The organism is Marinobacter sp. SS13-12 (assembly GCF_030227115.1).
Taxonomy (GTDB): Bacteria; Pseudomonadota; Gammaproteobacteria; order Pseudomonadales; family Oleiphilaceae; genus Marinobacter.
Genome location: NZ_JASSUA010000001.1, coordinates 2,290,358 through 2,316,215, shown reverse-complemented (window position 1 = coordinate 2,316,215; position 25,858 = coordinate 2,290,358). Strand labels below are relative to the sequence as shown.

At 58.0% G+C, this 25,858-nt stretch carries 22 protein-coding genes and 2 tRNA genes; 12 read left to right on the top strand and 12 right to left on the bottom strand.

What is annotated here, in order from left to right; all coding sequences use genetic code 11:
- Nucleotides 1–117: 117 nt before the first annotated feature.
- Entirely contained in the window at nucleotides 118–741 is a 624-nt protein-coding gene (locus tag QPL94_RS10650) for a Maf family protein (RefSeq protein ID WP_285357252.1), read from the top strand.
- On the opposite strand, the gene QPL94_RS10645 is transcribed toward QPL94_RS10650, so the two are convergent.
- The 3 genes from QPL94_RS10645 to rluC are packed head-to-tail and all read right to left on the bottom strand — an operon-like array spanning nucleotide 721 to nucleotide 3,546.
- Nucleotides 721–1,773 (bottom strand): S49 family peptidase, encoded by a 1,053-nt coding sequence (locus QPL94_RS10645; RefSeq protein WP_285357251.1) that lies wholly within the window; start codon nucleotides 1,771–1,773, stop codon nucleotides 721–723. The two genes, QPL94_RS10650 and QPL94_RS10645, sit on opposite strands and share 21 nt — an antisense overlap.
- 25 nt (nucleotides 1,774–1,798) lie before the next feature.
- Entirely contained in the window at nucleotides 1,799–2,446 is a 648-nt protein-coding gene (locus tag QPL94_RS10640; protein WP_285357250.1) for an HAD family hydrolase, read from the bottom strand.
- Nucleotides 2,447–2,496: 50 nt separating this feature from the next.
- On the bottom strand, nucleotides 2,497–3,546 hold the full coding sequence (rluC, locus tag QPL94_RS10635; RefSeq protein WP_285357249.1) for a 23S rRNA pseudouridine(955/2504/2580) synthase RluC: 1,050 nt from the start codon (nucleotides 3,544–3,546) through the stop codon (nucleotides 2,497–2,499).
- A gap of 595 nt (nucleotides 3,547–4,141) precedes the next feature.
- On the opposite strand from rluC, the gene rne reads away from it, so the two are divergent.
- Nucleotides 4,142–7,300, top strand: a complete 3,159-nt coding sequence (gene rne, locus QPL94_RS10630) for a ribonuclease E (RefSeq protein ID WP_285357248.1) — start codon at nucleotides 4,142–4,144, stop codon at nucleotides 7,298–7,300.
- Between the two features lie 3 nt (nucleotides 7,301–7,303).
- On the top strand, nucleotides 7,304–7,843 hold the full coding sequence (locus QPL94_RS10625; protein ID WP_137434894.1) for a YecA/YgfB family protein: 540 nt from the start codon (nucleotides 7,304–7,306) through the stop codon (nucleotides 7,841–7,843).
- Here the strand turns inward: QPL94_RS10625 and QPL94_RS10620 are convergent.
- Entirely contained in the window at nucleotides 7,840–8,718 is an 879-nt protein-coding gene (locus QPL94_RS10620) for a PHP domain-containing protein (RefSeq protein WP_285357246.1), read from the bottom strand. The two genes, QPL94_RS10625 and QPL94_RS10620, sit on opposite strands and share 4 nt — an antisense overlap.
- Before the next feature lie 85 nt (nucleotides 8,719–8,803).
- Here QPL94_RS10620 and QPL94_RS10615 point away from each other — a divergent pair, with 85 nt between their 5' ends.
- The 3 genes from QPL94_RS10615 to QPL94_RS10605 all read left to right on the top strand — a co-directional run bounded on the left by QPL94_RS10615 (nucleotide 8,804) and on the right by QPL94_RS10605 (nucleotide 10,285).
- Nucleotides 8,804–9,103 (top strand): YciI family protein, encoded by a 300-nt coding sequence (locus QPL94_RS10615; protein ID WP_137434896.1) that lies wholly within the window; start codon nucleotides 8,804–8,806, stop codon nucleotides 9,101–9,103.
- 118 nt (nucleotides 9,104–9,221) lie between these two features.
- Nucleotides 9,222–9,893 (top strand): TIGR04211 family SH3 domain-containing protein, encoded by a 672-nt coding sequence (locus QPL94_RS10610; protein WP_285357242.1) that lies wholly within the window; start codon nucleotides 9,222–9,224, stop codon nucleotides 9,891–9,893.
- Nucleotides 9,894–9,982: 89 nt separating this feature from the next.
- Nucleotides 9,983–10,285: a PilZ domain-containing protein gene (locus QPL94_RS10605; RefSeq protein ID WP_285357241.1), complete on the top strand. Its 303-nt coding sequence runs from the start codon at nucleotides 9,983–9,985 to the stop codon at nucleotides 10,283–10,285.
- A 69-nt stretch (nucleotides 10,286–10,354) separates the two neighbouring features.
- Here the strand turns inward: QPL94_RS10605 and rraA are convergent, their stop codons facing one another.
- Both rraA and ppsA read right to left on the bottom strand, forming a co-directional pair.
- On the bottom strand, nucleotides 10,355–10,837 hold the full coding sequence (gene rraA, locus QPL94_RS10600) for a ribonuclease E activity regulator RraA (protein ID WP_285357240.1): 483 nt from the start codon (nucleotides 10,835–10,837) through the stop codon (nucleotides 10,355–10,357).
- Between the two features lie 27 nt (nucleotides 10,838–10,864).
- Nucleotides 10,865–13,237, bottom strand: coding sequence for a phosphoenolpyruvate synthase (gene ppsA, locus QPL94_RS10595; protein ID WP_285357239.1), 2,373 nt, complete (start codon nucleotides 13,235–13,237; stop codon nucleotides 10,865–10,867).
- A 185-nt stretch (nucleotides 13,238–13,422) separates the two neighbouring features.
- Between ppsA and ppsR the strand changes: the two genes are divergently transcribed.
- Nucleotides 13,423–14,238 carry a posphoenolpyruvate synthetase regulatory kinase/phosphorylase PpsR gene (gene ppsR, locus QPL94_RS10590; RefSeq protein ID WP_137434899.1) on the top strand — a complete coding sequence of 272 codons (816 nt, stop codon included), beginning with the start codon at nucleotides 13,423–13,425 and terminating at the stop codon, nucleotides 14,236–14,238.
- A gap of 5 nt (nucleotides 14,239–14,243) precedes the next feature.
- On the opposite strand, the gene QPL94_RS10585 is transcribed toward ppsR, so the two are convergent.
- A complete protein-coding gene (locus QPL94_RS10585) occupies nucleotides 14,244–17,168 on the bottom strand; it encodes an insulinase family protein (RefSeq protein WP_285357238.1) in 2,925 nt (974 codons plus the stop codon).
- Between the two features lie 98 nt (nucleotides 17,169–17,266).
- Here QPL94_RS10585 and QPL94_RS10580 point away from each other — a divergent pair, with 98 nt between their 5' ends.
- The 3 genes from QPL94_RS10580 (at nucleotide 17,267) to QPL94_RS10570 (ending at nucleotide 20,473) form a co-directional block, all read left to right on the top strand.
- The gene (locus QPL94_RS10580; protein ID WP_285357237.1) at nucleotides 17,267–17,788 is read left to right on the top strand and encodes a hypothetical protein; all 522 of its coding nucleotides are present in this window, start codon (nucleotides 17,267–17,269) and stop codon (nucleotides 17,786–17,788) included.
- 161 nt (nucleotides 17,789–17,949) lie between these two features.
- Entirely contained in the window at nucleotides 17,950–19,329 is a 1,380-nt protein-coding gene (locus tag QPL94_RS10575; RefSeq protein ID WP_285357236.1) for an MORN repeat-containing protein, read from the top strand.
- Between the two features lie 49 nt (nucleotides 19,330–19,378).
- A complete protein-coding gene (locus QPL94_RS10570; RefSeq protein WP_285357235.1) occupies nucleotides 19,379–20,473 on the top strand; it encodes a response regulator in 1,095 nt (364 codons plus the stop codon).
- Here the strand turns inward: QPL94_RS10570 and QPL94_RS10565 are convergent.
- On the bottom strand, nucleotides 20,456–21,067 hold the full coding sequence (locus QPL94_RS10565; RefSeq protein WP_285357234.1) for a nucleotidyltransferase family protein: 612 nt from the start codon (nucleotides 21,065–21,067) through the stop codon (nucleotides 20,456–20,458). The two genes, QPL94_RS10570 and QPL94_RS10565, sit on opposite strands and share 18 nt — an antisense overlap.
- A gap of 110 nt (nucleotides 21,068–21,177) precedes the next feature.
- On the opposite strand from QPL94_RS10565, the gene QPL94_RS10560 reads away from it, so the two are divergent.
- Nucleotides 21,178–22,029: a 6-pyruvoyl trahydropterin synthase family protein gene (locus tag QPL94_RS10560; RefSeq protein WP_285357233.1), complete on the top strand. Its 852-nt coding sequence runs from the start codon at nucleotides 21,178–21,180 to the stop codon at nucleotides 22,027–22,029.
- Between the two features lie 80 nt (nucleotides 22,030–22,109).
- Here QPL94_RS10560 and QPL94_RS10555 read toward each other — a convergent pair.
- The 3 genes from QPL94_RS10555 to gltX form a co-directional block, all read right to left on the bottom strand.
- Nucleotides 22,110–22,185: transfer RNA gene (locus tag QPL94_RS10555), tRNA-Glu, on the bottom strand.
- Nucleotides 22,186–22,192: 7 nt separating this feature from the next.
- Nucleotides 22,193–22,268 (bottom strand) — tRNA-Ala (locus QPL94_RS10550).
- 112 nt (nucleotides 22,269–22,380) lie between these two features.
- Entirely contained in the window at nucleotides 22,381–23,865 is a 1,485-nt protein-coding gene (gene gltX, locus QPL94_RS10545) for a glutamate--tRNA ligase (protein ID WP_285357231.1), read from the bottom strand.
- A gap of 162 nt (nucleotides 23,866–24,027) precedes the next feature.
- Here gltX and QPL94_RS10540 point away from each other — a divergent pair, with 162 nt between their 5' ends.
- Nucleotides 24,028–24,960 (top strand): zinc ABC transporter substrate-binding protein, encoded by a 933-nt coding sequence (locus QPL94_RS10540; protein ID WP_285357230.1) that lies wholly within the window; start codon nucleotides 24,028–24,030, stop codon nucleotides 24,958–24,960.
- Here the strand turns inward: QPL94_RS10540 and QPL94_RS10535 are convergent.
- A complete protein-coding gene (locus QPL94_RS10535; protein ID WP_285357229.1) occupies nucleotides 24,940–25,854 on the bottom strand; it encodes an AEC family transporter in 915 nt (304 codons plus the stop codon). The two genes, QPL94_RS10540 and QPL94_RS10535, sit on opposite strands and share 21 nt — an antisense overlap.
- Nucleotides 25,855–25,858: the final 4 nt, after the last annotated feature.

The window sequence follows — 25,858 nt, the reverse complement described above, 5'->3', positions numbered from 1 at the left end:
ATGCGTATTTGCCCAGGGGTTACACCGGGGATAGGTGTATTCTACGATAATACCGTCGAAACGGGGCCCGCCCCGACCATGCATCACACCTGTCATCCCCTTTCTTCAAGGAAGCCCATGACCCCGCGCCCACTCCTGCTCGCCTCCTCATCGCCCTACCGGCGACAACTGCTGACAAGGCTCGGCTTGCCGTTCGAAGCTGCGTCACCGGATATCGATGAATCACCTGCCAGGAACGAAACGGCGGCACAGCTGGCCACACGGCTGGCCGAAAGCAAGGCCAGAGCGCTTGCGAAGGCCTGGCCCGGGCACTGGATTATCGGCTCGGATCAGGTTGCCTGCCTGGAGGATGGCACCCTGCTGAACAAGCCGGGAAACCATGAGCGTGCCGTGCAGCAACTTGCCCGCAGCAGTGGCCAGCGGGTTTCCTTCATGACCGGCCTGGCGCTGCTGGATGCCAGCTCAGGACAGATACAGATCCACTGTGAGCCTTTCCATGCCCACTTCCGGCACCTCAGGCGAGAAGAGATCGAGAATTATCTGCATACGGAGCAACCCTATGACTGCGCCGGCAGCTTCAAGATGGAAGGCCTGGGTATCGCGCTATTCAGCCAGCTGGAGGGCAGAGACCCCAACAGCCTGGTAGGCCTGCCCTTGATCGCACTGACTGACATGCTGCGGAACTGGGGGCTGAATCCGCTGCTCCAGCCCCCGGTCAGATCATCGAAGCTCGAGCCTTGACTCGGTAATGTAGCGGGCAATGCCGCTACCCACCGACACGCCGAACTGATCCACAATATCCTGCAATGGCGATTTGCGGCGGCTGTAATCCACAAGGTCTTCCTGGCCGATCACCTGCCTGGCTACGTGGGACGAGCTGCCCAGACCATCAATAAGGCCCAGTTCCAGCGCCTGCTCACCGCTCCAGACCAACCCTGAAAACAGGCGCTCATCATCGGCGAGGCGATCGCCGCGGCCCTCACGTACACTTTCGATAAACTGTCCGTGAGTGGTTTTCAGCACGCCCTCCCAGAACTGAACCTCTTCCTCTTCTTCCGGCGAGAATGGATCGAGAAACGCCTTGTTCTCGCCAGCGGTATAGAGACGGCGGTCAACCCCGATCTTTTCCATTATGCCGGTAAACCCGAAGCCACCGGCAACCACACCGATGGAACCAACCAGGCTGGCTTTGTCTGCGTAGATCTCATCGGCGGCAGCCGCGATGTAGTAAGCGCCGGACGCGCCTATGTCGGAAATAACAGCGTACAATTTTTTATCCGGATACTCGTCCCGCAGACGGACGATTTCATCGTAGATGTACCCCGACTGCACGGGACTTCCGCCCGGGCTGTTAATCCGCAGAATAATAGCCACCGAATTTTCAGCCTCAAAGGCATTGCGCAGAGCACCAACAATATTGTCCGCACTGGCCAGTTCATCTGCGGCAATAGTGCCCTCCACTTCCACAAGAGCCGTGTGCTTGCCCTTGGTGGCAGACTCCAGGGCTCCGCCAAAGGGGAACTGAATCATGAGCAACAGCGCGAAAAGATATCCGAACGTCAGCAGCTTGAAGAAAATTCCCCAGCGCCGACTCTTTCTTTGTTCCGACTGGAGAGACATCACCAGCTTTTCAATCAGTTTCCAGTCGCGGGCCGATTCCGGTGGTATTGCCGGCGACTTGCGGCTCCCGGACCGCTTGCCCGCATCCTTCTCCGCCCCGCTCTCTGGCTCACTTCCCCAGCCCGGATTCCTGTCTGACTCCCAATCACTCATTGATGCATCCTGTTACTGTTTCAGTTCAGAGGCCAAGTACGTCCCGCAGATCCTTTACAGAATCAACGATCGCATGTGGCGAATAGTGCCCCAGCACATCCCGCTTGTGCACGCCCCACTCCACTCCGATGGAGGGCATGCCGATGCGCTGCGCCATCTCGAGATCGTACCGGGTATCACCAATCATTACGGCCTGGGACGGCTCGATGCCATAAAAGCGGATAATCTCGCCCAGCATGGCCGGGTCCGGTTTGGAGCGGGTTTCATCGGCACAGCGGGTAATGTCGAAATGAGTGCCGAGCCCACTTGAAACAAGTGCGCCTTCAAGGCCGCGGCGACTCTTGCCAGTGGCAACGGAGCAGCCACGCCCGCCACCGCGCAGGTCGGCCAACACATCCGCCATCCCCTCGAAAACATTCTGTGGAGTGGTGGTCTTGGAAAAGAAGTAGCGGGCGTAACCCTCGCGGATGGTGTTCATTTCTTCGCGACTGATACCCGGATAGAGCTTTTCCAACGCTTCGATCATGCCCAGACCGATAATATCCCGGTAGGCTTCACGCTCAAGCTCAGGGTAACCCAGTTCGGTGGCTGCCTGGTGAAGGCTGTCGGCGATGTGGTCGACGGAATCCACCAGTGTTCCGTCCCAGTCAAAAATTACGACCTTTACGTCCATTCTTACTACCCTGCTGTGATCATGCTGCATGTACTCGGCAGCACAACCGGTTATTCGGATGCCTTCCGACGTGCCGTCAGCCTGGCGATGGTATCGCCAAACGCCTTGTCATAAGGCGCCTCCAGATGAACAGCTTCGCCGGTTGAAGGCAATGTAAAGTCCAGCGACCGGGCATGCAGCATCAATCGCTGGCCACCAGCGGAGCGGAAAGCCCGAAGACTCACATCATCCATATACTTGTCATCCCCGGCAATCGGATGACCCGCCCAGGCGCTGTGCACACGAATCTGATGGGTTCGCCCCGTCACCGGAGAGGCTTCCACAAGACTGTACCCACTGTAGAATTCCAGACACCGGAACAACGTGAGAGACTCCTTGCCGGCACTGTCTACCCGTACCCGGCGCTCACCTGAACCCAGCTCAAAGCGCAATAACGGTTCGTCAACCCGCTTGACCGACTGCGACCAGTCCCCGGCGACCAGCGCATGATACCTCTTACGAATGCGCTTATGGCGCAATTCATCCTGAAGATAGCGCAACGCCGAGCGTTTTTTCGCTACCATCACCAGGCCGGAGGTATCGCGGTCCAGGCGATGAACGAGTTCCAGGAACTTTGACTCGGGCCTTGCTGCCCTGAGCACCTCGATCAGGCCAAAATCCAGGCCGCTGCCACCATGGACGGCAATGCCGGATGGTTTGTTCACCACCAGCATCTCATCGTTTTCGAAAATGACCGCATCCTGCATCACCCCCTGAACCCGGGAACCGGGTACAACCTGCTCCGGTTTTTCCTTGCGGGTGACAGGGGGAATGCGCACTTCATCCCCGGTGTTCAGGCGGGTGTCAGGCCTGACCCGACCCTTGTTCACCCGCACCTCGCCCTTGCGGATAATACGGTAGATGATGCTGCGCGGCACATCCCGAATCTGCGCCATCAGGTAATTGTCTACCCGCTGCCCGGCGTTGTCCTCATCCACTACCACTTTTCGCACCCCCTGCTTCACCTCTGCATTCCGGGTGCCGGGCGCCTGACTGCTCCGCGCATCCCTGGCTGACCGGGATGAGGAAGAAGCGCGTTTCTGCCTGGGAGATCTGGACATGATTACCTTACCGCCGAAAAGCCTGCGGGATTGAAGGGTATGACAAATACTGTTATATTCCGGCGTGCTTTACCGTTTGTCTACGGCCTGGCCAGTATGTCAGAAGCCGGAGCGGCAGAAGTATACCGACACTATTTGAGAGTTTGAACGCCGAAAGCCCAATCATTACCGGGCACGGCGACCGAATCCTCCCGGGTTGAAACGGAAGAAGCCGAGAACGGCAACTGACCGGGCGCCGGGAGAACATGAAACCGTACGGAAAACCGTCGGGCGACATCGCGAAGAATCTTTACCAGCACGCAGGGCCGGGCCGTCCAGCTTACGAATACGACGTGAGACCCAGGCACCCGCGTGAACCTGAAAACGGATAACATGCGTCAACAGACATTAACCCTACACGACACCTCCCTGCCTTCGGGCAGTCGAACTGTCGGCGGTGGCCTCGGAACCCCGGGAAGACTTCCCGCAGGGATCTGATTCGTCTGGCCGCCGGCTTGCCCCGAACGACGGGGCCCGCGGCACGCAAGTTCTGCTTCGCTGATGCCATTCCCCCAGGTTTTCTGTCCAAACCAAACGACAGGAACCACTTCTTTCCATGAAAAGAATGCTGATCAATGCAACTCACCCTGAAGAGTTGCGCGTAGCCCTGGTAGACGGCCAGCGTCTGTTCGATCTGGACATTGAATCCAGCTCCCGCGAGCAGAAAAAAGCCAACATCTACAAAGGCCGTATTACCCGCGTAGAGCCCAGCCTGGAAGCCGCCTTCGTGGACTTCGGCGCTGACCGTCACGGATTCCTCCCCCTTAAAGAAATCTCCAAGGAGTATTTCAAAAAATCACCGGGCCAGATTGAAGGCAAGATCAACATCAAGGATGTTGTTGCCGAAGGCCAGGAAGTAATCATCCAGGTCGACAAGGAAGAGCGTGGCAACAAGGGCGCGGCCCTGACCACCTTTATCTCCCTCGCCGGCCGTTATCTGGTGCTGATGCCCAACAACCCTCGTGCCGGTGGCATTTCCCGCCGCATTGAAGGTGATGAGCGGGCTCAGCTGAAAGATGCCATGAGCGATGTCCAGGTACCCAAATCCATGGGCATCATCGTGCGCACCGCTGGCATCGGCCGGACCACGGAAGAACTCCAATGGGACCTCGACTACCTGGTCCAGTTCTGGGAAGCCATCACCCAGGCAGCCGGCGAGCGCAAGGCACCGTTCCTGATCCATCAGGAAAGCAACGTGATCATCCGCGCCGTGCGTGACTATCTGCGCCAGGACATTGGCGAGGTATTGATTGACGCCAGTACGGTTTACGAGGACGTACTGAGCTTTGTTCGTGCCGTGATGCCGTCGTTCGAGAACAAGATCAAGCTGTACAAGGACGAAATCCCCCTGTTCAGCCGCTACCAGATCGAAGGCCAGATCGAGACTGCCTTCCAGCGGGAAGTGAAGCTGCCCTCTGGTGGTTCGATCGTTATCGATCCCACCGAAGCACTGGTGTCCATCGACATCAACTCCTCGCGGGCCACCAAGGGCCACGACATCGAGGAAACCGCGTTTCAGACCAACCTGGAAGCAGCAGAAGAGATCGCCCGCCAGTTGCGTCTGCGGGACATGGGCGGTCTGATCGTCATCGATTTCATCGACATGACCCCGGCCAAACACCAGCGGGAAGTCGAACAGAAAATGCGTGAAGCGCTGGAGATCGACCGCGCCCGGGTTCAGGTGGGCAAGATTTCCCGCTTTGGCCTGCTGGAAATGTCGCGGCAACGCCTGCGCCCGTCACTGGGCGAAACCCGCAGTGAAGTCTGCCCACGCTGTGAAGGCCAGGGCACGATCCGGGGCATAGAGTCCCTCGCCCTGAGCATCATGCGCCTGATTTTCGAAGAGTCTTCCAAAGAGAAGACCGGCCAGGTACGGGCCGTGGTGCCCGTGGCGGTCGCCACCTTCCTGCTCAATGAAAAACGCAAGCAGCTGGCCGACATTGAAGCCCGCCAGGAAGTGGAAGTTGTGGTGGTCCCCGCACCTCACATGGAAACTCCGCACTTCGAAATTCTGCGCATGCGTGACGATGAGTCCGGCGCGGAGCATGTATCGAGCTACCAGGTGGCTCAGGAATACAGCGAGCGGGAAGAAGAAATATTCGAGGCTCCGGCGGCCCAGCCTCCGGTTCGCGAGCAGGCTGCCGTGAAAGCCATTCGCCCGGTTGCTCCGGCTCCGGCTGCAGCGCCGGCCCCGGAGAAAGCAGCGGAAACAACTCAGTCCGAACAGACCGAAAGTCTGTTCAGAAAACTGGGCCGCAAAATTGCCGACTTTTTCAGTGGCGAGGAAGTTATTGGCGAGCCACCGGTGAAGCGCCAGCAAACCGGCCGCCCCAATAATGAAGAGCGGCGCACTCAGGACCGCCAGGAACGTCGCAAGTCCAGGGTAGCCAGGGACGATAACCGCTCGGGCAACCGTAGCGGCGCCGATCGTCGTCAGGGCAATGGTAACGGGAATCGCAGTGACAGTGGTCGCAGCGACGAGAATCGTAGTCGCAATCGTGGTGCCAACCGCACTCGCGGTGAAGACCAGGCTCGAGGTGGTCAGGCCCAGCAGGGCGGCCCCGAAAAGGCAGCTGACAGCCGCCGGGACAGCAGCCGCAAGGACGGCCAGCCTCAGGGCCGCAACCAGGGTCGTAACCGGCCCCAGAGCCGCGACCAGAAGGATACCCGAGAGCAGAAAGACACCCGGGAACTGAAAGACAAGCCCGAGCCGCAGGACAGCACTGCCCAACCGGCTGCTGACAAATCCGGCTCCGACGAGAAGCGCCGCAAGCCCAGGCGCAATCGCAGTCGCGATGGCTCACCTGCAGAAACCCCGGCCTCCACACCGGCGGATCGCAAGACTGCCCGGAGTGAAAAGCACCAGAAAGATACCCAGCCGGAAGACCAGCTGGAAAAACAGCCTGCAGCGCAACCCGCTGTAAAGCCGGATGTAGCGGCTGCCAATACGTCAGAGGAAAAGCCGGCGGAGAAGCCGGTAGATAAACCAGCCGAAAAGCCGGTAGAGAATCGGAGCGTCAAGGAGGCTGAAGCAGCAGCGACTCCGGAGGCATCCCCGAAGCAGCCAGAGGCGGAACCCTCGGACACAGTGAACGCTGATCAGGTAGAAGCACCTGCTGAATCACCGGGAACGGAACAGCCGGTCAGCGAAGAAAAGCCAAAACGCCCTGCCCGTCCGCGCAGATCTTCCACCAGGAAGCCTGCAGCGAAGAAGGCCGAAACAGCGACTGACACGGCCACGCCGGAGACAGCGGACGAGCCGTCCCCAGACAAAACAGCTGCGAAGCCGGCGCCAGCGGCAGACACCGGGACTGCAGAACCCGAAGTCACTGCAAAACCCGAGCAGCAGGCCGAAGCCGAGGCAACCACCAGCCCTGATGGTACCGCTGAAACGGCAGCCACTGCTCCGGAAGCGGATAAAACCGAACAGCCTGCAGAGCAGACTCCTGCAGCGGAACCCGCTGCAAAGGATGATGACAGCAAACCGGAAGACAAGCCGGCGGCAGCTCCGGAACCTTCCGCAGAGCCGGAAGCCGAACAGGCCAGGCAGGACGACAAGCCCGCTGAAAAGGCCGAGGAGCCAGCAGCAGAGCCGGAAAAACCAACCGACCAGGTGGATGTACCGGTAACACCGGGCCGCGCCTACAATGATCCGAGGGAAGTCCGTAAACGTCAGCGGGCAGCCGAAGAGGCCAAAAAGGCCGGGAGTAACTGACGAATGCTATCAGATTCGGACATTGAAGCGCTGGAAGACATCTTGTTCGCAGAACCCTGGGGCGACGACGCCCTGGACTTCTTCGGTTTGCACGGGGTTGTCTGCGCCAGCGTGGTAGGCCCGGCATCACTCAGCACTGAGGACATCTTCAGGCTGGCTACGGGCGCCGATGAGGCGCCCGGCGGCCAGATTCCGGATACCTTCCGTAATGCTGTGGAACAACTCGGCCGGGATATGGCCCACGCTCTGGACCTGGGGCAGCCCCTGGAGTTGCCGGAGCCTGAAGATGGCGATCCGATGAATGCACTGGAAAACTGGTGCGCAGGCTTTGTGGATACGTTCCTTGAAAATGAGGATGCGTGGCTGGAAGCAGGTGAGGAAGAAACCGCAGACCTGCTGGTGCCGATGCTGACACTGTCAGGCCTGTTCGAGGATGAAGATTTCCAGAACGTCCGCAACAGCCCGAAACTGTCACGTGACATGGCGGACGCGATTCCGGACTCGCTGACGGATCTGTACCTGTTGTTCCACGCTCCGGATTAAACCGCTGCGGGAACGCCTACCGGTTGTCTGAAATGATGCCAGACGGGATCGAGCCCGTCTGGCATTTTCATTATGGAGCCCAGTTCACACCAGGGTGCCCCGGGAAAGTGAAAATCACTGCCCTGGGAAGCCAACAGGTTCTCGCGGCGGCACAGCTCCGCCAGGAAGCCAAGGTCGCCACTGGACTGGCCCGATGTGGACACCTCGATAGCCCGGCCGCCGGCCTGGCGAAAATCGCTGGTCAACGCCCGCAATTTGGTAGCAGTCAGTTTGTATTTTCTGGGATGCGCCAGGACCGCAATCCCCGCTGCACCAGTAATCCATTGCACCACCTCCTCCAGCGAAGGCCAGAAGCCCTTCACATCACCCGCCTTGCCGGAACCCAGGTAACGTTTGAAGGCCTGTGCCGAGTCCTTGACCACTCCTTCCTCCACCAGCACCCTGGCAAAATGCGGCCGGCCCGGCACATCGCCGCCAGCCTTGAGCGTGGCCTTCTCCACCATGTCGTCAATTTTCAACTTGGCAAGCTTTTCGGCAATCGTGCGGGCGCGGCGCCAGCGGTTATCATTCTGACGTGCCAGAGCAGCATTGAGGTTGTGGTCTGAGGTATCAAAATCCAGCCCGACGATATGTATCGTGTGGCTTCTCCAGAGACAGGAGAGTTCAGTACCCGCAACCAGAGAAATACCAGCGGCCTGCGCTGCCTCTGTGGCATCGCCCAGACCTGAAATAGTGTCGTGATCCGTCAGTGCGAGGTGGGTCACACCTTTATCGCTGGCCCGCCGCACAAGATCTTCCGGCGCCAGGGCGCCGTCTGATGCCGTACTGTGGCAATGCAGATCAATGCAGAACTCAGCTTCTTGCGTTATAGTCACATCGATTCCGATTTCAGAGTTATTACAAAGGTGCCAGTGTATCAGCCAGGCACTGGCCCGTGTCAGCAAATATCCGGAGAACGCCATGTATTACGCCATTATCAGCGAGGACGTTGAAGACAGCCTGTCACTGAGATCTTCGGCCCGTCCAGACCATATTGCACGGCTCAACGCCCTGAAGGACGAGGGCAGGCTGCTGGTTGCAGGCCCCCACCCTGCACTCGACACCCCGGAACCGGGTGATGCGGGATTTACCGGCAGCCTGGTCATTGCCGAGTTTGACTCCCTGGAGTCTGCCCAGGCCTGGGCAGATGCCGATCCCTACGTGGAAGCCGGGGTTTACCAGCGGGTTACCGTCAAACCCTTCAAGGCTGTGCTCCCGTGAGCCGCGCCCCTGTGCCCGCATCGAACTCCATGAGTTTTTTGTAATGAACGCTACCTTGTATGACCCGGTATCTGTGACAAAATTGCGCCTCAACTTGCTGTTTCAGGGAACAAAGCCAGTGTCGCCTAAACGTCTTTTTATCTGCTTGATTGTGTTGATGGTCGCTGCCACCTCAGCCCATGCAAAAACCGTCTACGTCGACGATACACTTTTTGCTCCCATCCGCAGCGGTGAAGGGACACAATATCGCATTCTCCATTCCGGCGTTCGTAGTGGTACCGCCCTCGAGCTCCTGGAAACCTCTGAGTCCGGCTATAGCCGGGTACGCACCCCCGATGGCATCGAAGGCTGGATAGTCAGCCGCTACATCACCGAGACTCCGATAGCCCGCCAACGTCTTGAACAGGCAAACCGGCAGCTTGAACAGGCCCGTAACGAACTGAGCGAGGTCAAGACACAACTGCAGGAAGTCACCAGCGAAAGGAATGAGCTCAGAAACTCCGAGGAGGCTCTTCAATCCAGGGCCGGCCGTCTCAGCGAAGAGCTCAGCAATATCAAGGAAGTGGCTGCGGATTCAATCAACCTTGACCGCCGAAACGGCGAGCTTCGCGAGGAGAATCAGAAACTTCGCAATGAGCTGGAAGTACTCACCGCTGAAAAGGAAAGACTGGAGGCGAAGGAAGAATCCGACTTCATGCTGCTTGGCGCTGCCCTGGTTTTGCTGGGCGTAATTCTCGCGTTGGTGATCCCGCTCCTGAAGCCAACCCGGAAAACCGATAACTGGGCATAGCCTCTGCCCCCGGCACTCTCACGTATATACTTTGACGCTCAGCGCCATAGCCATTATAAAGAATAAAACAACAACCGTGAGGTGCCGCAATGTCGGAGTTCATGAAAAACTATTCGGAGAAACGCGATTTTCATCGCATGACGATGAATCTTGAAATCGAACTCACGGATAGTAACGGTGTGACATTTCCGGGTATTTGCAAAGACCTGAGCGGCACTGGCATGCAACTCTTCGTTGAAAGGGCGTTTTCCGAAGGGGACGAAATAAATACCCTGCTGCCGACAACCAGTGAGCAGTTCCCCCCGTTCGAGACAGTTTGTCGCGTACTGCGTTGCGAGCCTGACGGCGACGGTTTCCTGCTGGGAATGGAGATTGTCGAGATAAAACGCTGATCAGGATGACCAGACAGCAATACCCGGTAACCGCAAAGGACTACCGGGCATTCGCAGAATGAAAAGAATCTAACCGGTCTTGAGCGCCTTCTCGGATACCACAATACCGTTGTTGTCAGCATAGACATAGTGGCCCGGGTGGAAGGTCACGCCTCCAAATGTCACCGGTACGTTCAGGTCACCCACACCGCGTTTTTCAGTTTTGCGCGGATGGGTGCCCAGCGCCTGGACACCCAGAGCCGTCTTACCGATCACGTCCACGTCCCGTATGCAGCCATAAATAATCAGCCCGGCCCAACCATTGTCAGCCGCCTTTTCCGCCAGCATATCGCCGAGCAGCGCGGCGCGCTTTGAGCCGCCGCCGTCAACAACCATCACACGTCCGTTTCCCGGAAGGGCAACCTGCTCTTTGACGATGGAGTTATCCTCAAAGCACTTGACCGTCACAATCTCGCCGCCGAACGCATCCCGGGCGCCATAATTGCGAAATCCCGGCTCCACCACGAGTATTTCCGGATAATCATCACACAGATCAGGGGTTACGATAGGCACGCTTGCGCTCTCCTTTTCTCGAATTGGTCAGTCGATTTTCTCGTCAGCAAGGAAGAACCATGTATCCAGAACCGAGTCCGGGTTCAGGGACACCGAATCGATACCCTGGTCCATCAGCCACTTTGCAAGATCCGGATGATCGGATGGCCCCTGCCCGCAGATACCGATGTACTTATTGGCCTTTTTGCAGGCCTGAATAGCACTGGCCAGCAAGGCCTTGACGGCGTCGTTCCGCTCGTCGAACAGGTGCGCAATGATGCCTGAATCCCTGTCCAGCCCCAGGGTCAGCTGGGTCAGATCGTTGGAGCCGATGGAAAACCCGTCAAAATGCTCCAGGAACTGATCCGCCAGCAAGGCATTGGCAGGCAACTCACACATCATGATGACTCTCAGGCCGTTATCACCACGCTTGAGACCATTCTCGGCCAGCAGGTTCACCACCTGTTCCGCTTCACCCACGGTGCGCACAAACGGCACCATCACTTCCACGTTGGTGAAGCCCATCTCGTTGCGCACCTTCTTCAGGGCCCGACACTCAAGCTCGAAACAGTCACGGAAGGTCTCGGAGATATAGCGGGAAGCGCCCCGGAAGCCCAGCATCGGGTTTTCCTCGTCCGGCTCGTACAGGGTGCCACCGATGAGGTTGGCGTACTCGTTGGACTTGAAATCCGACAGCCGGACAATCACTTTCTTGGGGGCAAACGCCGCTGCCAGGGTGGAAATGCCTTCAACCAGTTTGTCGACGTAGAAATCCACCGGTGAGCTGTACCCGGAAATGCGCTTTTCCACGGTCTGGCGAATGTCACGGGGCAGGCCGTCATAGTTGAGCAGAGCCTTGGGATGCACACCGATCATACGGTTGATAATGAATTCCAGGCGTGCCAGGCCTACGCCTTCATTGGGCAGGGCCTGGAAGTCGAAGGCACGGTCCGGGTTGCCCACGTTCATCATGATCTTGAACGGAATATTGGGCATGGAATCAACCGTGTTCTCTTTCAGCTCGAAATCCAGGCTGCCTTCGTAAATCAGGCCGGTGTCACCTTCGGCGCAGGATACGGTCACTTCCTGACCGTCTTTCAGCACGTCCGTTGCATCGCCGCAACCAACCACCGCCGGTATGCCCAGTTCACGGGCAATAATGGCGGCGTGGCAGGTACGCCCGCCACGGTCCGTGACAATGGCGGAGGCCCGTTTCATCACCGGCTCCCAGTCCGGATCGGTCATATCGGTGACCAGCACATCGCCGGCCTGTACCCGGTCCATTTCCTTGATACTGGTGATGATCTTGACGGGGCCACTGCCAATCTTGTGACCAATACTGCGACCCTCCACCAGAACCGTGCCGGTTTCGTTCAGCAGATAGCGCTCCATCACGTTGGCGGATGCGCGGCTCTTGACGGTTTCAGGGCGGGCCTGAACGATGTAGATAAGGCCGTCGTCACCGTCTTTCGCCCACTCGATGTCCATCGGGCGCTGGTAGTGGTTTTCGATGATCATGGCCTGTTTGGCCAGCTCTTCCACTTCGGCATCGGTAATACAGAAGCGATTACGCTCCTCCTGCTCGACCTTGACGGTTTCCACAAACTGCTCTGCGGACGGATCCGTGTGATAGACCATCTTGATGGCCTTGCTGCCGAGGTTACGACGCAGAACAGCGGGCCGGCCGGCATCAAGGGTGGGCTTGTGAACGTAAAACTCATCGGGGTTTACCGCACCCTGAACCACGGTTTCGCCGAGTCCATAGGAGCCGGTAATAAACACCACATCCCGGAAGCCGGATTCCGTGTCCAGGGTAAACATGACACCGCTGGCGGCGGTTTCGCTGCGAACCATCTTCTGGATGCCCGCAGACAGGGCTACCTGCTTGTGATCAAAACCGTGGTGAACACGGTAGGATATGGCACGGTCATTAAACAGCGAGGCAAACACTTCCTTCACCGACGTGCGAACCTGCTCCAGCCCCACCACATTGAGGAACGTTTCCTGCTGGCCCGCAAAAGAAGCATCCGGCAGGTCTTCGGCTGTGGCGGAGGAACGCACCGCAACCGCCATATTGTCATTACCGCCGCGCAGTTTCGCGTAAGCGTCTTCCAGCGGTTTTTCCAGTGCCTCGGGGAAGGGTGTATCGAGGATCCACTGGCGGATCTGGGAGCCAACTCGTGCAAGTTCATTAACATCGTTAATGTCCAGGGCGTCGAGCGTGTTATCGATCTTTTCGCGCAGGCCATCTTTTGCGAGGAACTCACGATAAGCATGGGCCGTGGTGGCGAAGCCTCCGGGCACCGTAACACCTGCATTGGCGAGATTACTGATCATTTCACCGAGGGAGGCATTCTTTCCTCCAACCCGGTCAACATCTGACATTCCCAGGTGATCAAACCAGATAATGTAATCTTCCAAAGCGTGTCTCCCTTGATTCGTTGAAGCAAAGAGCGAAACCGAAGCGGTGGAGGTGACTCTCACGTGACCCTGCCCCTGCAATTCCTGCATTCTCCACTGCGGGCTCTCGAACTTGGCGTGTATGATACTGTAACCTGTGGAAATTACCTAGGGAACCCGCCAAATACGGAGCCGGACGACACGCCATGAAAAGAACCGCTTTCTTTATTTCCGATGGTACTGGCCTGACCGCCGAGGCTCTCGGCCACAGCCTGCTGGCGCAATTCGAAAAAATCGATTTCGAGCGCATTACGGTGCCATATATTGATGACACTGACAAAGCCCGGGAAATGGTCAAACGCATCAACAAGGCAGCGGACGTTGACGGCACCCGGCCTCTGGTCTTTGACACCATCGTAAACAGCGATATCCGGGATCTTATTTCCGGCGCCGACGGCTTCATGGTGGATATCTTCGGAACCTTCCTGAGCCCGCTTGAGCAGGAGCTGAGGTCGTCTTCGTCCTACACTGTCGGCAAGTCCCACGCCATCAACAACGAAGGCAGCTACGAGCGAAGAATCAAAGCCGTCAACTTCGCACTCGATAACGACGACGGCGCGCGCACCCGTCATTATAACGAGGCCGACCTTATTCTGGTGGGCGCTTCCCGCAGCGGCAAAACGCCCACCTGCCTGTATCTGGCTCTGCAATATGGCGTAAAGGCTGCAAACTACCCCATTACCGAAGAAGATCTGGAAGACCAGAAAATGCCCGCCGCCCTTCGCAACCACAAGGAAAAGATTTTCGGGCTGACCATCGAGCCTGAACGGCTGGCCACGATCCGTAACGAGCGCAAGCCGAATTCCCGGTACTCGTCCCTGAAGCAGTGCATGCACGAAATCGAGGAAATAGAACTGATGTACCGCAGGGAGCGGATCCCCTACCTCAATACGACAGCCTATTCAGTGGAAGAAATATCCACCCGCATCATGGTAAGCACCGGGCTCAAGCGCAACCGTTAGGAGACTTACAACTCCTGAATCTCCAGCCCGAGTTTTCTGGCGGCGTCGCGGTTTTCGAAGCTGGTGATAACCGCCACGCTGGCGCTCTCCGGCTTCAGCCATTCCTTAGCCACCCGCTTCAGGTCTTCCAGAGTCACCGCCAGTACACGCTCACGGAAGCGGGCGCGCTGCTCAGGTGTGCGGCCGAACAGGCGGTTATGGAAGGCGTGACGGGCCGCACCGGCCGGGGACCGTGGACGGTCGAGCTGGCCGATGACACCGAGGATGGACTCCTCCAGTTCCTGGGGATCATGCTGTTGTTCCTGTAGCCAATCCAGGGCCCTGTCGAAATCTGCGAGGGTTTCACCCAGCCGGGGATCGCGATAGGAGAAGAACCGGAAGGTACCATTAACGCTGTCCTGGCCGGCACCACCACCGTAGGCACCCCCCTTTTCACGGATCGCCCTGTGCAGGTATCCGTTGCGCAGGAAGCCACCCAACACCGTCAGTGCAGCGGCGTCCGGATGATCGATGGCAACGGTGCTGTACGCCTTGGCGCAGAAGTTCACCTGAGTTGAGGTAAGCCATGCTTCGCGAGCCTGGTAACTGACCGGCGCCAATTTCCAGGAATCACCGGCTTCGGCGTTGGTGTCGCCCCAGATGGATTTCAGTTCAGTGAGCATGGGGTCCAGGTGCTCTTCCTCTCCAATCAGCAGGAACTCACGGGTTTGCTGCCGGATACGCTCATGCAGTGCGGCGAGTCGCTCACAAAGCTTTTCCAGTTCAGCCGGGTCATCGAGTGACTTGTCCAGGGCCTTGACCCCGCGAATCGCCGCCAGGCCACCGAGCCGGAATGACAGCCAGGCTCCCGGACTGATGCCCTGGGAAGCTGCGCCCATGGCCAGAGCATGGCCACTGCCGGTCACCCCCTGCTCTCTGCGAGCACGAATCTGGGCCACCAGTTCGCGAACCCGTTCTTTCTCATCAAAACGGGCACCGTCGAACACGTCCTTCAGCAGGCGGGTCAACGCCTCGCGGTTTCTGGCCAGTGCCTTGCCGTTAAAGACAATATAGCCGGACAGATCCTGCACATCATCGATCCGCCCCTTGGCGGAGAATGACGCACTGATGCCGCCGGATTCAGCGGAAATACGGTCCTGCATCTGCAGGTAATCCAGATTACCGCAGCCCACTTCCGGAATCAGCGTGGTGTAGTACGGCAATAACAGCAGCTCATCTTCAGACAGATTCGGAACCGGTACGACCACCTGTTCGTAGACCAGGCCGTTGGTCCCCCGCGCATAGATGGTAGCCGACATGTCGCCGGCGAACCGGGCTTCGGGTTCCGGAAGCTGCAGTGGCACGTCTGACAGATCCACCTTGGGCAGTATGGAATCGTCATCCTTACGGGTCTGGCGTTCTTCGAGTGCCCGGGCGCGGTCGATAATCTGCTGCACCTCGTCATCGGTCAGTGACGCCTTGCGACGGGCCAGCGCCTCGCGGATCGCGGCCTGACGGCGGCTTTCGAGCTTGTCGTCCGGGCGCAGCGTGAGGGTGACCCGATGCGGGTTTTCCAGCAGCTTGCTGCGAATGAGGCCGGGCACATAGTCCGGATCCCGGATCTTCTCGCGCATATCCACCAGCACAGGCTCCAGGTCCAGGAGCTCCACCGGGTCACCGCCGTGAACCATGGGCGAAATAGCGGTCATGATCAACTGCAGGCCATAGGGGAAACTGTCGCCGGCAATCTCGCGCTGATGAAGCTCCAACTGGTGCAGAATGGCTTCCAGGCGATCCTGACTGACCCCCTCTTCCACCACTTTTGCCAGGGTCTGCTCGATCAACTGTTCGAGGTCGCCCTGCTTGTCCGGCTCGCTGCCCTCGATACCACACACGAAGGTCATCTCGCGATTGGAGTCCTCAAGGCCACACATGGGCGACGGGGAGTGCCCGATATCCGTGGTTTCCAGGGCCCGCATCAATGGCGAAGCGCTGTTTTCCAGTAACACACTGGCCAGCAACTGGCCTTCTAGATTTTCCTGCAGGTCAAAGCTGTGCCCCAGCAGCCAGCCCATCACAATATGGGTCTTGTGTCCGGTTTCCTCGCCTTCACTGACGGCATAGCTCTGGTCAACCCGGATCGGCGAAAACATCCGCTTCTCGTCCCGCACCGGCAGCTCCACATCCAGGTAGTCAAACCGCTTGAGCGCAAGTTCTTCAAACCGCTCATGGTGCTCATGGGCCGGAATATCGCCGTAAGTGGCAAAAATCGCGTTGCTGGGATGGTAATGGTGTCGGTAGAAGCGCAGCAGATCATCGTAGCTCAGATCGACTATGTGGTCTGGCTCACCGCCACTGTTGTAGTGATAGGTAGTGGTGGGAAACAGCTGGCTGGACAGGTTCTGCCACAACTGGGACGTAGGCGCACTCATGGCACCTTTCATCTCGTTGTATACCACGCCACGGTAGACCAGATCCGAGGACGGATCCTCCGGCGTGTCGAATTCCAGGCGATGGCCTTCCTGGGCAAAATCCAACGGATCAAGCGTGGAGAAAAATACCGAATCCAGGTAGACCGTCAGCAGGTTATCGAAATCCTTGCGGTTCATGCTGGCAAACGGGTATGCCGTCCAGTCGCTGCTGGTGAACGCATTCATGAAGGTGTTCAGGGAACGGTGAATCATCATGAAAAACGGATCCCGCACCGGGAAGCGTTCACTGCCGCAAAGCGCGGTATGCTCCAGGATATGGGCTACCCCGGAGGAATCCATCGGAAAGGTCCGCAGCGCCACAAAAAACACATTCTCGTCGTTATCTGCCGCCAGGTGCAGGTGGCGGGCGCCGGTTTTACGGTGACGGTATTCTTCGACGGTCACGTTCAGCGTGCTGACGCGGTGACTTCGTAGCATTTCAAACGCCGGATGGACTGTGTTCTCGATCACTGCCGCCATTAAAACTATCCTGTCTTTAACCAAATGGGGATTGTAGGGTAACACGTACTTTCTATTATCATGCACTAACCCGAAGCCACAAGGCAGTAGCCGACTCCATGACCACTGAAACCCAGGGTAACCACACTCCGGACACCACCAGAAGCGCATCCGGTACCGGCCACAAGCCCGCCAGCAAAGGCCACAATGTCCACGCCCCGGAAGTGGCTGCCTACTGGGCCGAACGGCGCCGTTACCTGGAGCGCATACGCCGGGTTCCCGAGATCAGGCAACGGTACTGGCGCGCCATCGGCATATACCTGTTACGCAGGGTATTGTGGTCCTTCGGGTTCTTTCCGGTGTTCCTGGCTTTCTGGATACCGTTCGTTCTATCGAGCTTCAACCCGGTGGTGATGGCATCGGACCTGATACCGCTGCTGGAAAGTTTTGTCGACGCAAACCCGGAAGTCCAGGCTACCACTATAAGTACGCTGTTCATCGCCTGGGGATCTGTCGGATTCTTCTTTCTGGTGTTCGACTTTGTGCTGACCCCTTTCAAATCCCCCTATCAGTACGAGGCGGATGTGTACATGCGTTCCTGGGAGCAGCTCAACCATGATCAGCTTCCGGAGAAAGTGTGATTTGTCCTGCATTCTCGTTAACTTCCGTGACTTTGTGTTACATAAGATTGCCCCGACTGGGTAAGATAAGGCTGTGTAATCCCTGATTCCCGTTGAACAATGACAATGACACGGGCAGGGCACCGGCTGTAACACAAGAATGCAGAATCGAGAGGTTTCTCATGGTCGATTTCAGACCGCTACTGTTCGTCAACGCCCTGGCACTAATGCTTCTGGTGACGGCCGGCTTTGCATCGGTGCGCAATGAGCTTTCCATGGGTACGGATATCATTGCCAGTGAGCCGGAAGCCGAAGAGACCATCGCCACCGTTTCCAAAGACACTCCGGAACCGGCAACCGAGAAACTTTACCGGGAAGACAGCACCACCGAAGCCAGCGCTGGTGAAACTCCGGAACTGCCACTGGGGGACAGCGCTCTGGCCGCTTCCGGAGAACCCACTGGTGACGAGGCCGACACTGATCGCACCCGCGGCCGCATCACCGGCGAGCCCTTCTTTATCCCCGAACTACCCGAAGACCCGGAAATGCTGGCCGTAGCCGAACCCCATTCGGCAATGCCTGAAACGCGCACAGATGCATCCCCACAGCAACCGGAAGAGCCCCGCCCGACAACCGGCAAGCTGGTGCTGCGCTCAAACGTGGTCGGCGATGAAGTCACTATCAACGGCAAGGACTACGGTGCCACCCGGCTGGATCTGGAACTGGAACCCGGCAGATACGAAGTGGTTATCAGCAAGGAGGGCCACAAGCCATGGCAGCAAACAGTAGCGCTCTCGGCCGGCAATGAAAAGACGCTGGTGGGCAAACTGGACGCCTACACCCGGGTCGAATACCGCGACGGCACCTGGGTTGGCGGCATCAAAACCGGCGATGGCAGCTATGAAGATGCCAAGGGCCTGCGCTACGAAGGACACTTCGTGGATGGTGAGTTTGATGGCAAAGGTACCGCCTGGTACCCCGACGGCAGTCGCTATAAAGGCGATTGGCGTGAGGGCCAGCGCCACGGTGAAGGGACCTGGCGGAATGCTGACGACACCCGGTATACCGGCCAGTTCCGCAACGACCAGTTTGACGGCCAGGGCACGTTGACCCTGGCGAACGATGATATTCTGACCGGGCAATGGTCCGAAGGACAGCTGAACGGACATGGCTCACTCACCACGTCGGATGGCATGCTTTATGTAGGCGGCTTCCGGAACGACGAATTTCATGGCGAAGGCACCCTCACCTACCCCGACGGACGACATTACGAAGGCGAATTTTCCAACGGGGAGTTCCATGGCAAAGGCAAGGAAGTGTTTGCCGATGGCAAGAAATACGAAGGTGAATACATTGAAGGCTCGTTCCATGGCAAGGGGCTGCTACGCAATCCCAACGGTAGCTCGATCGAGGCGACTTTCAGGTATGGCGAACCCTACGGACAGGTGCGCCTGACAACGGCGGCCGGGGAGATTTTCACCGCCCGGACCAAGGAACCCGGTGTTTGTTATCGGGAGAAGAGCTATCGGGCAACCCAATGCCCGAAACTGGAAGGCTGGTAAGCATCAGCCCGCTAATGAACACACATGCAGTAAAGGTTGAGGTTGTGACATGGCGATCAAGAATGCACTCCTGGTAGACGACTCGAAAGTGGCTCGATTTGCCCTGAGCAAACTGCTGGAAGGCCGGGACATGGAAGTGAACATGGCCGGCTCGGCAGAGGAGGCGCTGGACTTCCTCAACACCAATAAACGCCCCGATGTGATCTTCATGGATCACCTGATGCCGGGCATGAATGGCGTGGAAGCCACGAAGGCCATCAAGGGCAATCCGGAAACAGCCGCCATCCCCATCATCATGTGCACCTCGAAGAAGTCCCAGTCGTTCATGGAGGAAGCACGCAATTTCGGTGTCTACAACATCCTCACCAAGCCGCCTCACACAGAGGGCCTCAGCCTGGTCCTGGAGCAGCTTGACAGCGATGTGACCGATGGCAACCTTCCCGAGCCACCGGAACCGGGTACCACCGCCGGGGCCACGGAGGAAGAACCTCTGGATATCCCCACGGATGCATCCCTGGAAATGTCGCCGAAAGCCGATGGTGAACCACAGGCCAACGGCAACGGCCCCCAGGTGGTTCCACTGACCAGCGACCTGATCGAACAGATTGCCCGCTCGGCTGTGAAAACCCACATCAACAATCGCCTGCATGAACTACTCAGCTCACTGTTCGACGAACAGTTTGACCACCTCAAGCGGGCGCTCGACGAATCCGGCAAAAGACAGGAAGCAGCGGTTGAAGAGCGCCTCAACGCTGTGACCGAAATGATCGAACAGCGTACCCGCAATCTCCGGGATGACGTGGCAGCAGAGGTCAATCTCAACCTGGCTCGTGAGCTGGCCGAGTTGCGCAAGGATCTGTCCCGCAACACGGGCTTCACCAGCGATCACATGGCGGAACTCAAAGACCACATCACCAGCGTACAGACCATTGATACCGAGTTCTGGCAGACCCTGCAATCAGAAGCCATACAGCAGGCCCACGAGATCTCCCGGGAAACCGCCGAGGACATCGCCCAGCGCACTATCGACCTGTTTGTATCCCAGCAGCGTTCGGCCACGTCCCGCATCTACACCATGGGGCTGGCCGCCAGCCTGGGCATTTTTGCAGTGGGCATCGCCTGGTTGTCAGGGCTGTTCGGGTAACTGACGGCTGACACGGCACCAGTCTGCGGGCGTATCCACATCCGAACCGGCGCCAGCCATGGCAATCCTGATGGCGCCGTTGCTCGCAAGGATGGCAGCCGCCCCTCTGTCCCCTTCCAGCATCATTACCTGAGGCCACAAACGCCTGGGGATATAGGCCGGTGCGCCAGGTTTGCCGTGCAGATCTGCCGCCACAGGTTGCGAGGGGTTGTTTCTGGCCGCCTGCGCCAGTGCGGTCAACGCGCCGGATTCAATCAGGGGTTGGTCCAGCAACACCACAAACACCCCTTTGGCATGCGCCCCCAGACTTCCAACACCGGCTTTCAACGAGGCCGACATACCTTCGTGCCAATCCCTGTTAAATACCCAGGCTGACGGTTGCACACGGCAACGATAGCGAACCAGCGGGTACCAACCGCCCGCAACGACAGTGACCGGGGCACCCAGCAGCTTTGCCTGGCCAATGGCGTGATCCAGTAGCGTGCCCGAATGCACCGGCAACAAGGCCTTTGATCTGCCCATCCTCCGGGACGCGCCGGCGGCCAACACCAGTGCGGGAAAGGCATCATGGCGATCTTCATCGGTCTTTTCCATTCTCACCTGCTCCGTTGTTTTCACCACGCACCCCATGCAAAGCTGCTAGCGTTGGCGGATTTTTGCTAGAATCCGCCCATCAATCAACCTCATCTTCCCGGGCCCCTCCGATGAACCACCTTTTCGTAGACAATCTGACGGTTATCGACTTTGCCTATCTGGACGCCTCCCGCGGGCTCGTGGGCGAAAGCTGGATTGTGGACGTGGTTCTGGGTGGCGAGCTGGACGACCAGGGTATGGTGTTTGATTTCAGTAACGTCAAACGCACCATCAAGCGGGTAATTGATGAGCGAGTGGATCACCGCCTGGTGATCCCCCGGGGCTATAGCGGGCTCGAATGGAACGAAGACGAGCCGGAAAGCTTTATGTGGCACCTGACAGACGGCACCCGCATTCTTCATCAATCTCCGGACGAGGCCGTGGTCTGGCTGTCCTCTCAACGGGTGGTTCCATCTGCGGTCGCTACTCTGCTGGAGCACGAATTGCGGGCAGTGCTTCCCGCCAATGTGACCGACGTGGAGATTTCACTGCGGGAAGATGTGATTGAAGGTGCCTACTACCATTACGTTCATGGCCTGAAGAAACACCTGGGTAACTGCCAGAGGATTGCTCACGGACACCGCTCCCCGATCCGGATTGACCGCAACGGTCATCGCGACCGGGATCTTGAAAACCGCTGGGCGAAGTTGTGGCAGGATATCTACGTGGGGTCCGAGGAAGATGTAACCCAGCGCTGGGTAGCCGCGGACGGCACGGAATATGTGACCTTCGAGTATGAGGCAAACCAGGGAGAATTTGCGCTGACGCTGCCGGAGAGTCGGGTTTATATGCTGGATTCCGATACGACGGTGGAGCTGATTGCTGCGCACATAGCCGAGCAGCTTAAGGCCGAGTTTCCGGAGGATATTATTCGAGTGAAGGCCTATGAGGGGGTTGGCAAAGGCGCTATTGCTTCTCGCTGAGGTTTCTTGCAAGCACAAAAAAACCGCCCGAAGGCGGTTTTTTTGATGGCCTACCGGTGGACTAAACCGATAAGCCGTATTGGCGTCCCCTAGGGGGTTCGAACCCCTGTTGCCGCCGTGAAAGGGCGGAGTCCTAGGCCACTAGACGAAGGGGACTAGAAATTGGTGGAGCCAAGCGGGATCGAACCGCTGACCTCAACACTGCCAGTGTTGCGCTCTCCCAGCTGAGCTATGGCCCCTCAACGGCTGCGTATATTAAGGATCGGCCCCTGGGGCGTCAACCTTTTTTCCAACGTTTTTTCAGTTTCGTGAACATCCCTGCCCAGGCCGTTTACTTATTCACCAATCTGGTTACTCGGCAAGCAACGCTGCATACTCCTTCTCTACCCGCTTGGTTTCCTTCTTGGAGAAACCGCCCATCACTTCAAGAGCATGGCGCAGGCGGGAGCGGGTCATGTCCGGGCCGAGAATGGCCATTGAGTCCATCACCGACCAGGAATTGGGGGTGCCGGCGATGGCCACGAAGATAGCGAACATGAAGTCGCCCATTTTCAGTTCCATGGACTTGGCCAGGGTTTTGATGTCGGCAAAAATGTTGTCTTTGCTCCAGTGGCGCTGGGCCTCCAGTTTCCATAGGGTGAACTGGAGCACCCGTTTGACCTGGGCTTCGTCAAGCTTGTTGTGGCTGAAATCTTCCGGCTTGAGGTTGAGCATGCCGGAGAACATGAACGAGGCCATCGGGGCCACGTCGCTGAACACTTCCGCCCTGCCCTTGATATGGGGCACCAGGTCCCGCAGGGCCTGCTCGTTGAACCACCAGTGGCGCATGCGCTCGATAAACTGCTCATCACTGAGCTCGTCGCGGATCCACTGGCCGTTGAGCCAGCGCAGTTTCTCCACATCGAAAACCGGGCCACCCAGGGAGACACGCTGGATGTCGAAGTTCTCGATCATTTCATCTAGTGTAAATTTCTCTCTTTCGTCCGGCATGGACCAGCCCATACGGCCCAGGTAGTTGGTCACCGCCTCCGGCAGGAAGCCCATGCGCTCGTAGAAATTGATGCTGGTGGGGTTCTTGCGCTTGGACAGCTTGCTCTTGTCCGGGTTACGCAGCAGCGGCAGATGGCACAGCACCGGCATATCCCAGCCAAAATACTCATACAGCAGTTTGTGCTTGGGGGCGGAGTTGATCCATTCTTCGCCACGCAGCACGTGGGTGATTTCCATCAGGTGATCGTCCACCACGTTGGCCAGATGGTAGGTGGGCATGCCGTCGGACTTCAGCAGGATCTGGCTGTCTACCTGGGACCAGTCGATCTCGATGGTGCCACGGAGCATGTCCTCGATCTCGCAGACGCCGTGTTCCGGCACTTTCATGCGAATCACATACGGGTCGCCCGCATCCAGGCGGCGCTTGACCTCTTCTTCCGGCAACTCCAGGTCACCCTTGATGCCGGGATTCAGGCCCTGGGCCTTGCGCTCCTCGCGGATGGCGTCCAGCTCTTCCGGGGTACGAAAACAATAAAAGGCATGCCCCCTGGTGACGAGATCCAGCGCGTACTGGCGGTAAGAGTCCTTGCGCTCTGACTGCCTGTAGGGGCCATGAGGACCACCCACATCAGGGCCCTCGTCCCACTCAAGTCCCAACCAGCGCAGGGCTTGCAGGATGTCCTGTTCGGATTCATCGGTACTGCGGACCTGATCCGTATCTTCAATCCGCAGAATAAACTGGCCGCCGTGTTGTCGGGCAAAGCACAGATTAAACAGCGCCACGAAGGCGGTACCAACGTGGGGATCACCGGTGGGGGACGGTGCGATTCGGGTACGTACGGTCATGAAAGCATCCTGAAGGTTACTGCCTGGTAAAGGCTGTGCGTTAAAGGCCACGCATTATACCGGCCACGGGCGGATTTCGCATGGGCCGGCGACAATCCATTTTATCCGGGCGCCTTATTGTTATATTATAACGTACCATCAATTCTGGAGACCTTACCTACTATGATCGCCAAACGCTTTGTCGGCGCCACCGCACTGGGATGCGCCGCACTCCTCGGATCCGCCACTGCCCTGGCGGCCACCCAGGTTGTCACGTCACTCAAACCCATCGAATTGCTGGTAAAAGCCGTGGCGGCGGATGATGTGGAAATAACAACACTGGTCCAGCCCGGCGCCAGCCCCCACAACTACACCATGAAACCCTCTCAGCGCCGGGCCCTGGAGAATGCTGACGCCATTTTCTGGGTGGGGCCGGAGCTGGAAACCTTTCTCACACGCCTGCTCAGCGGCAATGAGTTTCGGGACCGCACCTACTCACTGATGCACGGGGAAGATGTACCCGAGATTGAAACCGAAGATGATCACGGTGGTCATGATGATCACGCCGGGCACGGCCATGATCACGGCGACGGAGATGACCCGCATATCTGGCTGGACCCCGCACTGGCACTGGATATGGCAAGGGATATTCACAAGGTACTCGTGCAGCAGGATGGCGCCGACGCGGCTGCCCTTGACGCCAACCTGAAAAGGTTTGAGCGAGACCTGTCCACCACCGAAAGTGACATTACCACCCGACTGAAGCCTGTGGCAGAGATCGACCTGTTCACCTACCACGATGCGTTCACGCGATTCGCAGAGCACTATGGCCTGACACTGCAAGGTATCCTGACCCTGAACCCCGAGTTGTCTCCGGGCGCCCGGCATATTGCAGAGGTGCAACAGAAGCTGCAGGAGGCCAACCATCCCTGTCTGATGACGGAACCCCAGTTCAATCGCCAGTGGTGGCGCTCGATCACTGAAGGCCTGGATATTACCTTCAGCACCTGGGATCCGCTTGCCACTAACATCGAGCCCGGCCGCGACGGGTATATCACATTCCAGCAGGGCCTGGCAGACGCGGTGCTCAGGTGTTTACCAGAGAACGCCCAGTAACAGCGGAATGGTCACCATGGCCAGCAATGTCTGGCCACTGATAATGCCTGCCATCAATGGCGCGTCACCACCCAACTGACGCGCCAGGATGTAGGAAGAGGTGGCTGTCGGCAGGGCTGCCAGCAACACGATCACCTGAACCATTATCCCTTCCATACCCAGCAGTATCGCCAGAGCAGCCGTCAGCAAGGGGAAAATGACAAGTTTGGCGGTCGAGGAGACCAGGAAAGGCATCGAAGCACCACGCAGCGCCTTCAGTTGCAGCCCGGCGCCCACGGTCATCAGTCCCAGTGGCAGGGCCAGATCACTCAAGGGTTCAAGAATGCCGGCCACCAGCGGATGAAAGCCGATCTGGAAATAGCTCCAGACCATCCCGACCACCGAGCCGATAATCAACGGATTGGAGACAATGGCCCTGACAACCGGTTTCAGCTTGACTGCACCGTTCCCGGCCACCAGGGAAAACATCAGAATGCACAGCAGGTTGAGTAACGGAACTTTCACCGCCACCGCAATGGCAATCAGCGACAGGCCTTCATCACCGAGCAACATGCCTGCCGCCGCCAGGGCAACGTAGGAGTTAAAGCGAATGCCGCCCTGGAATACCGAGGAGAAAACCGGCCCGGGCCAGCGCCAGATCCACTGAAGGACGGCAAGCAACAGCGTCATCGCCACCAGCATGGCAACGATAAGAATAAGGATGTCGCCATAGGCCGACGGCGGCACCCTTGCCTGGCCCAGCTTGAAGATCAACATGGCCGGAAAGAGCACGTAGTAAGTGAAGCGCTCCGCCTGGACCCAGAAGTCGTCCCCTGGAAAATGCCAGCGCCGGAACAGGTAGCCCAACAGTATCAACACAAACACAGGCGTGAGCGCCTGTACCATTACCGGCATTGAA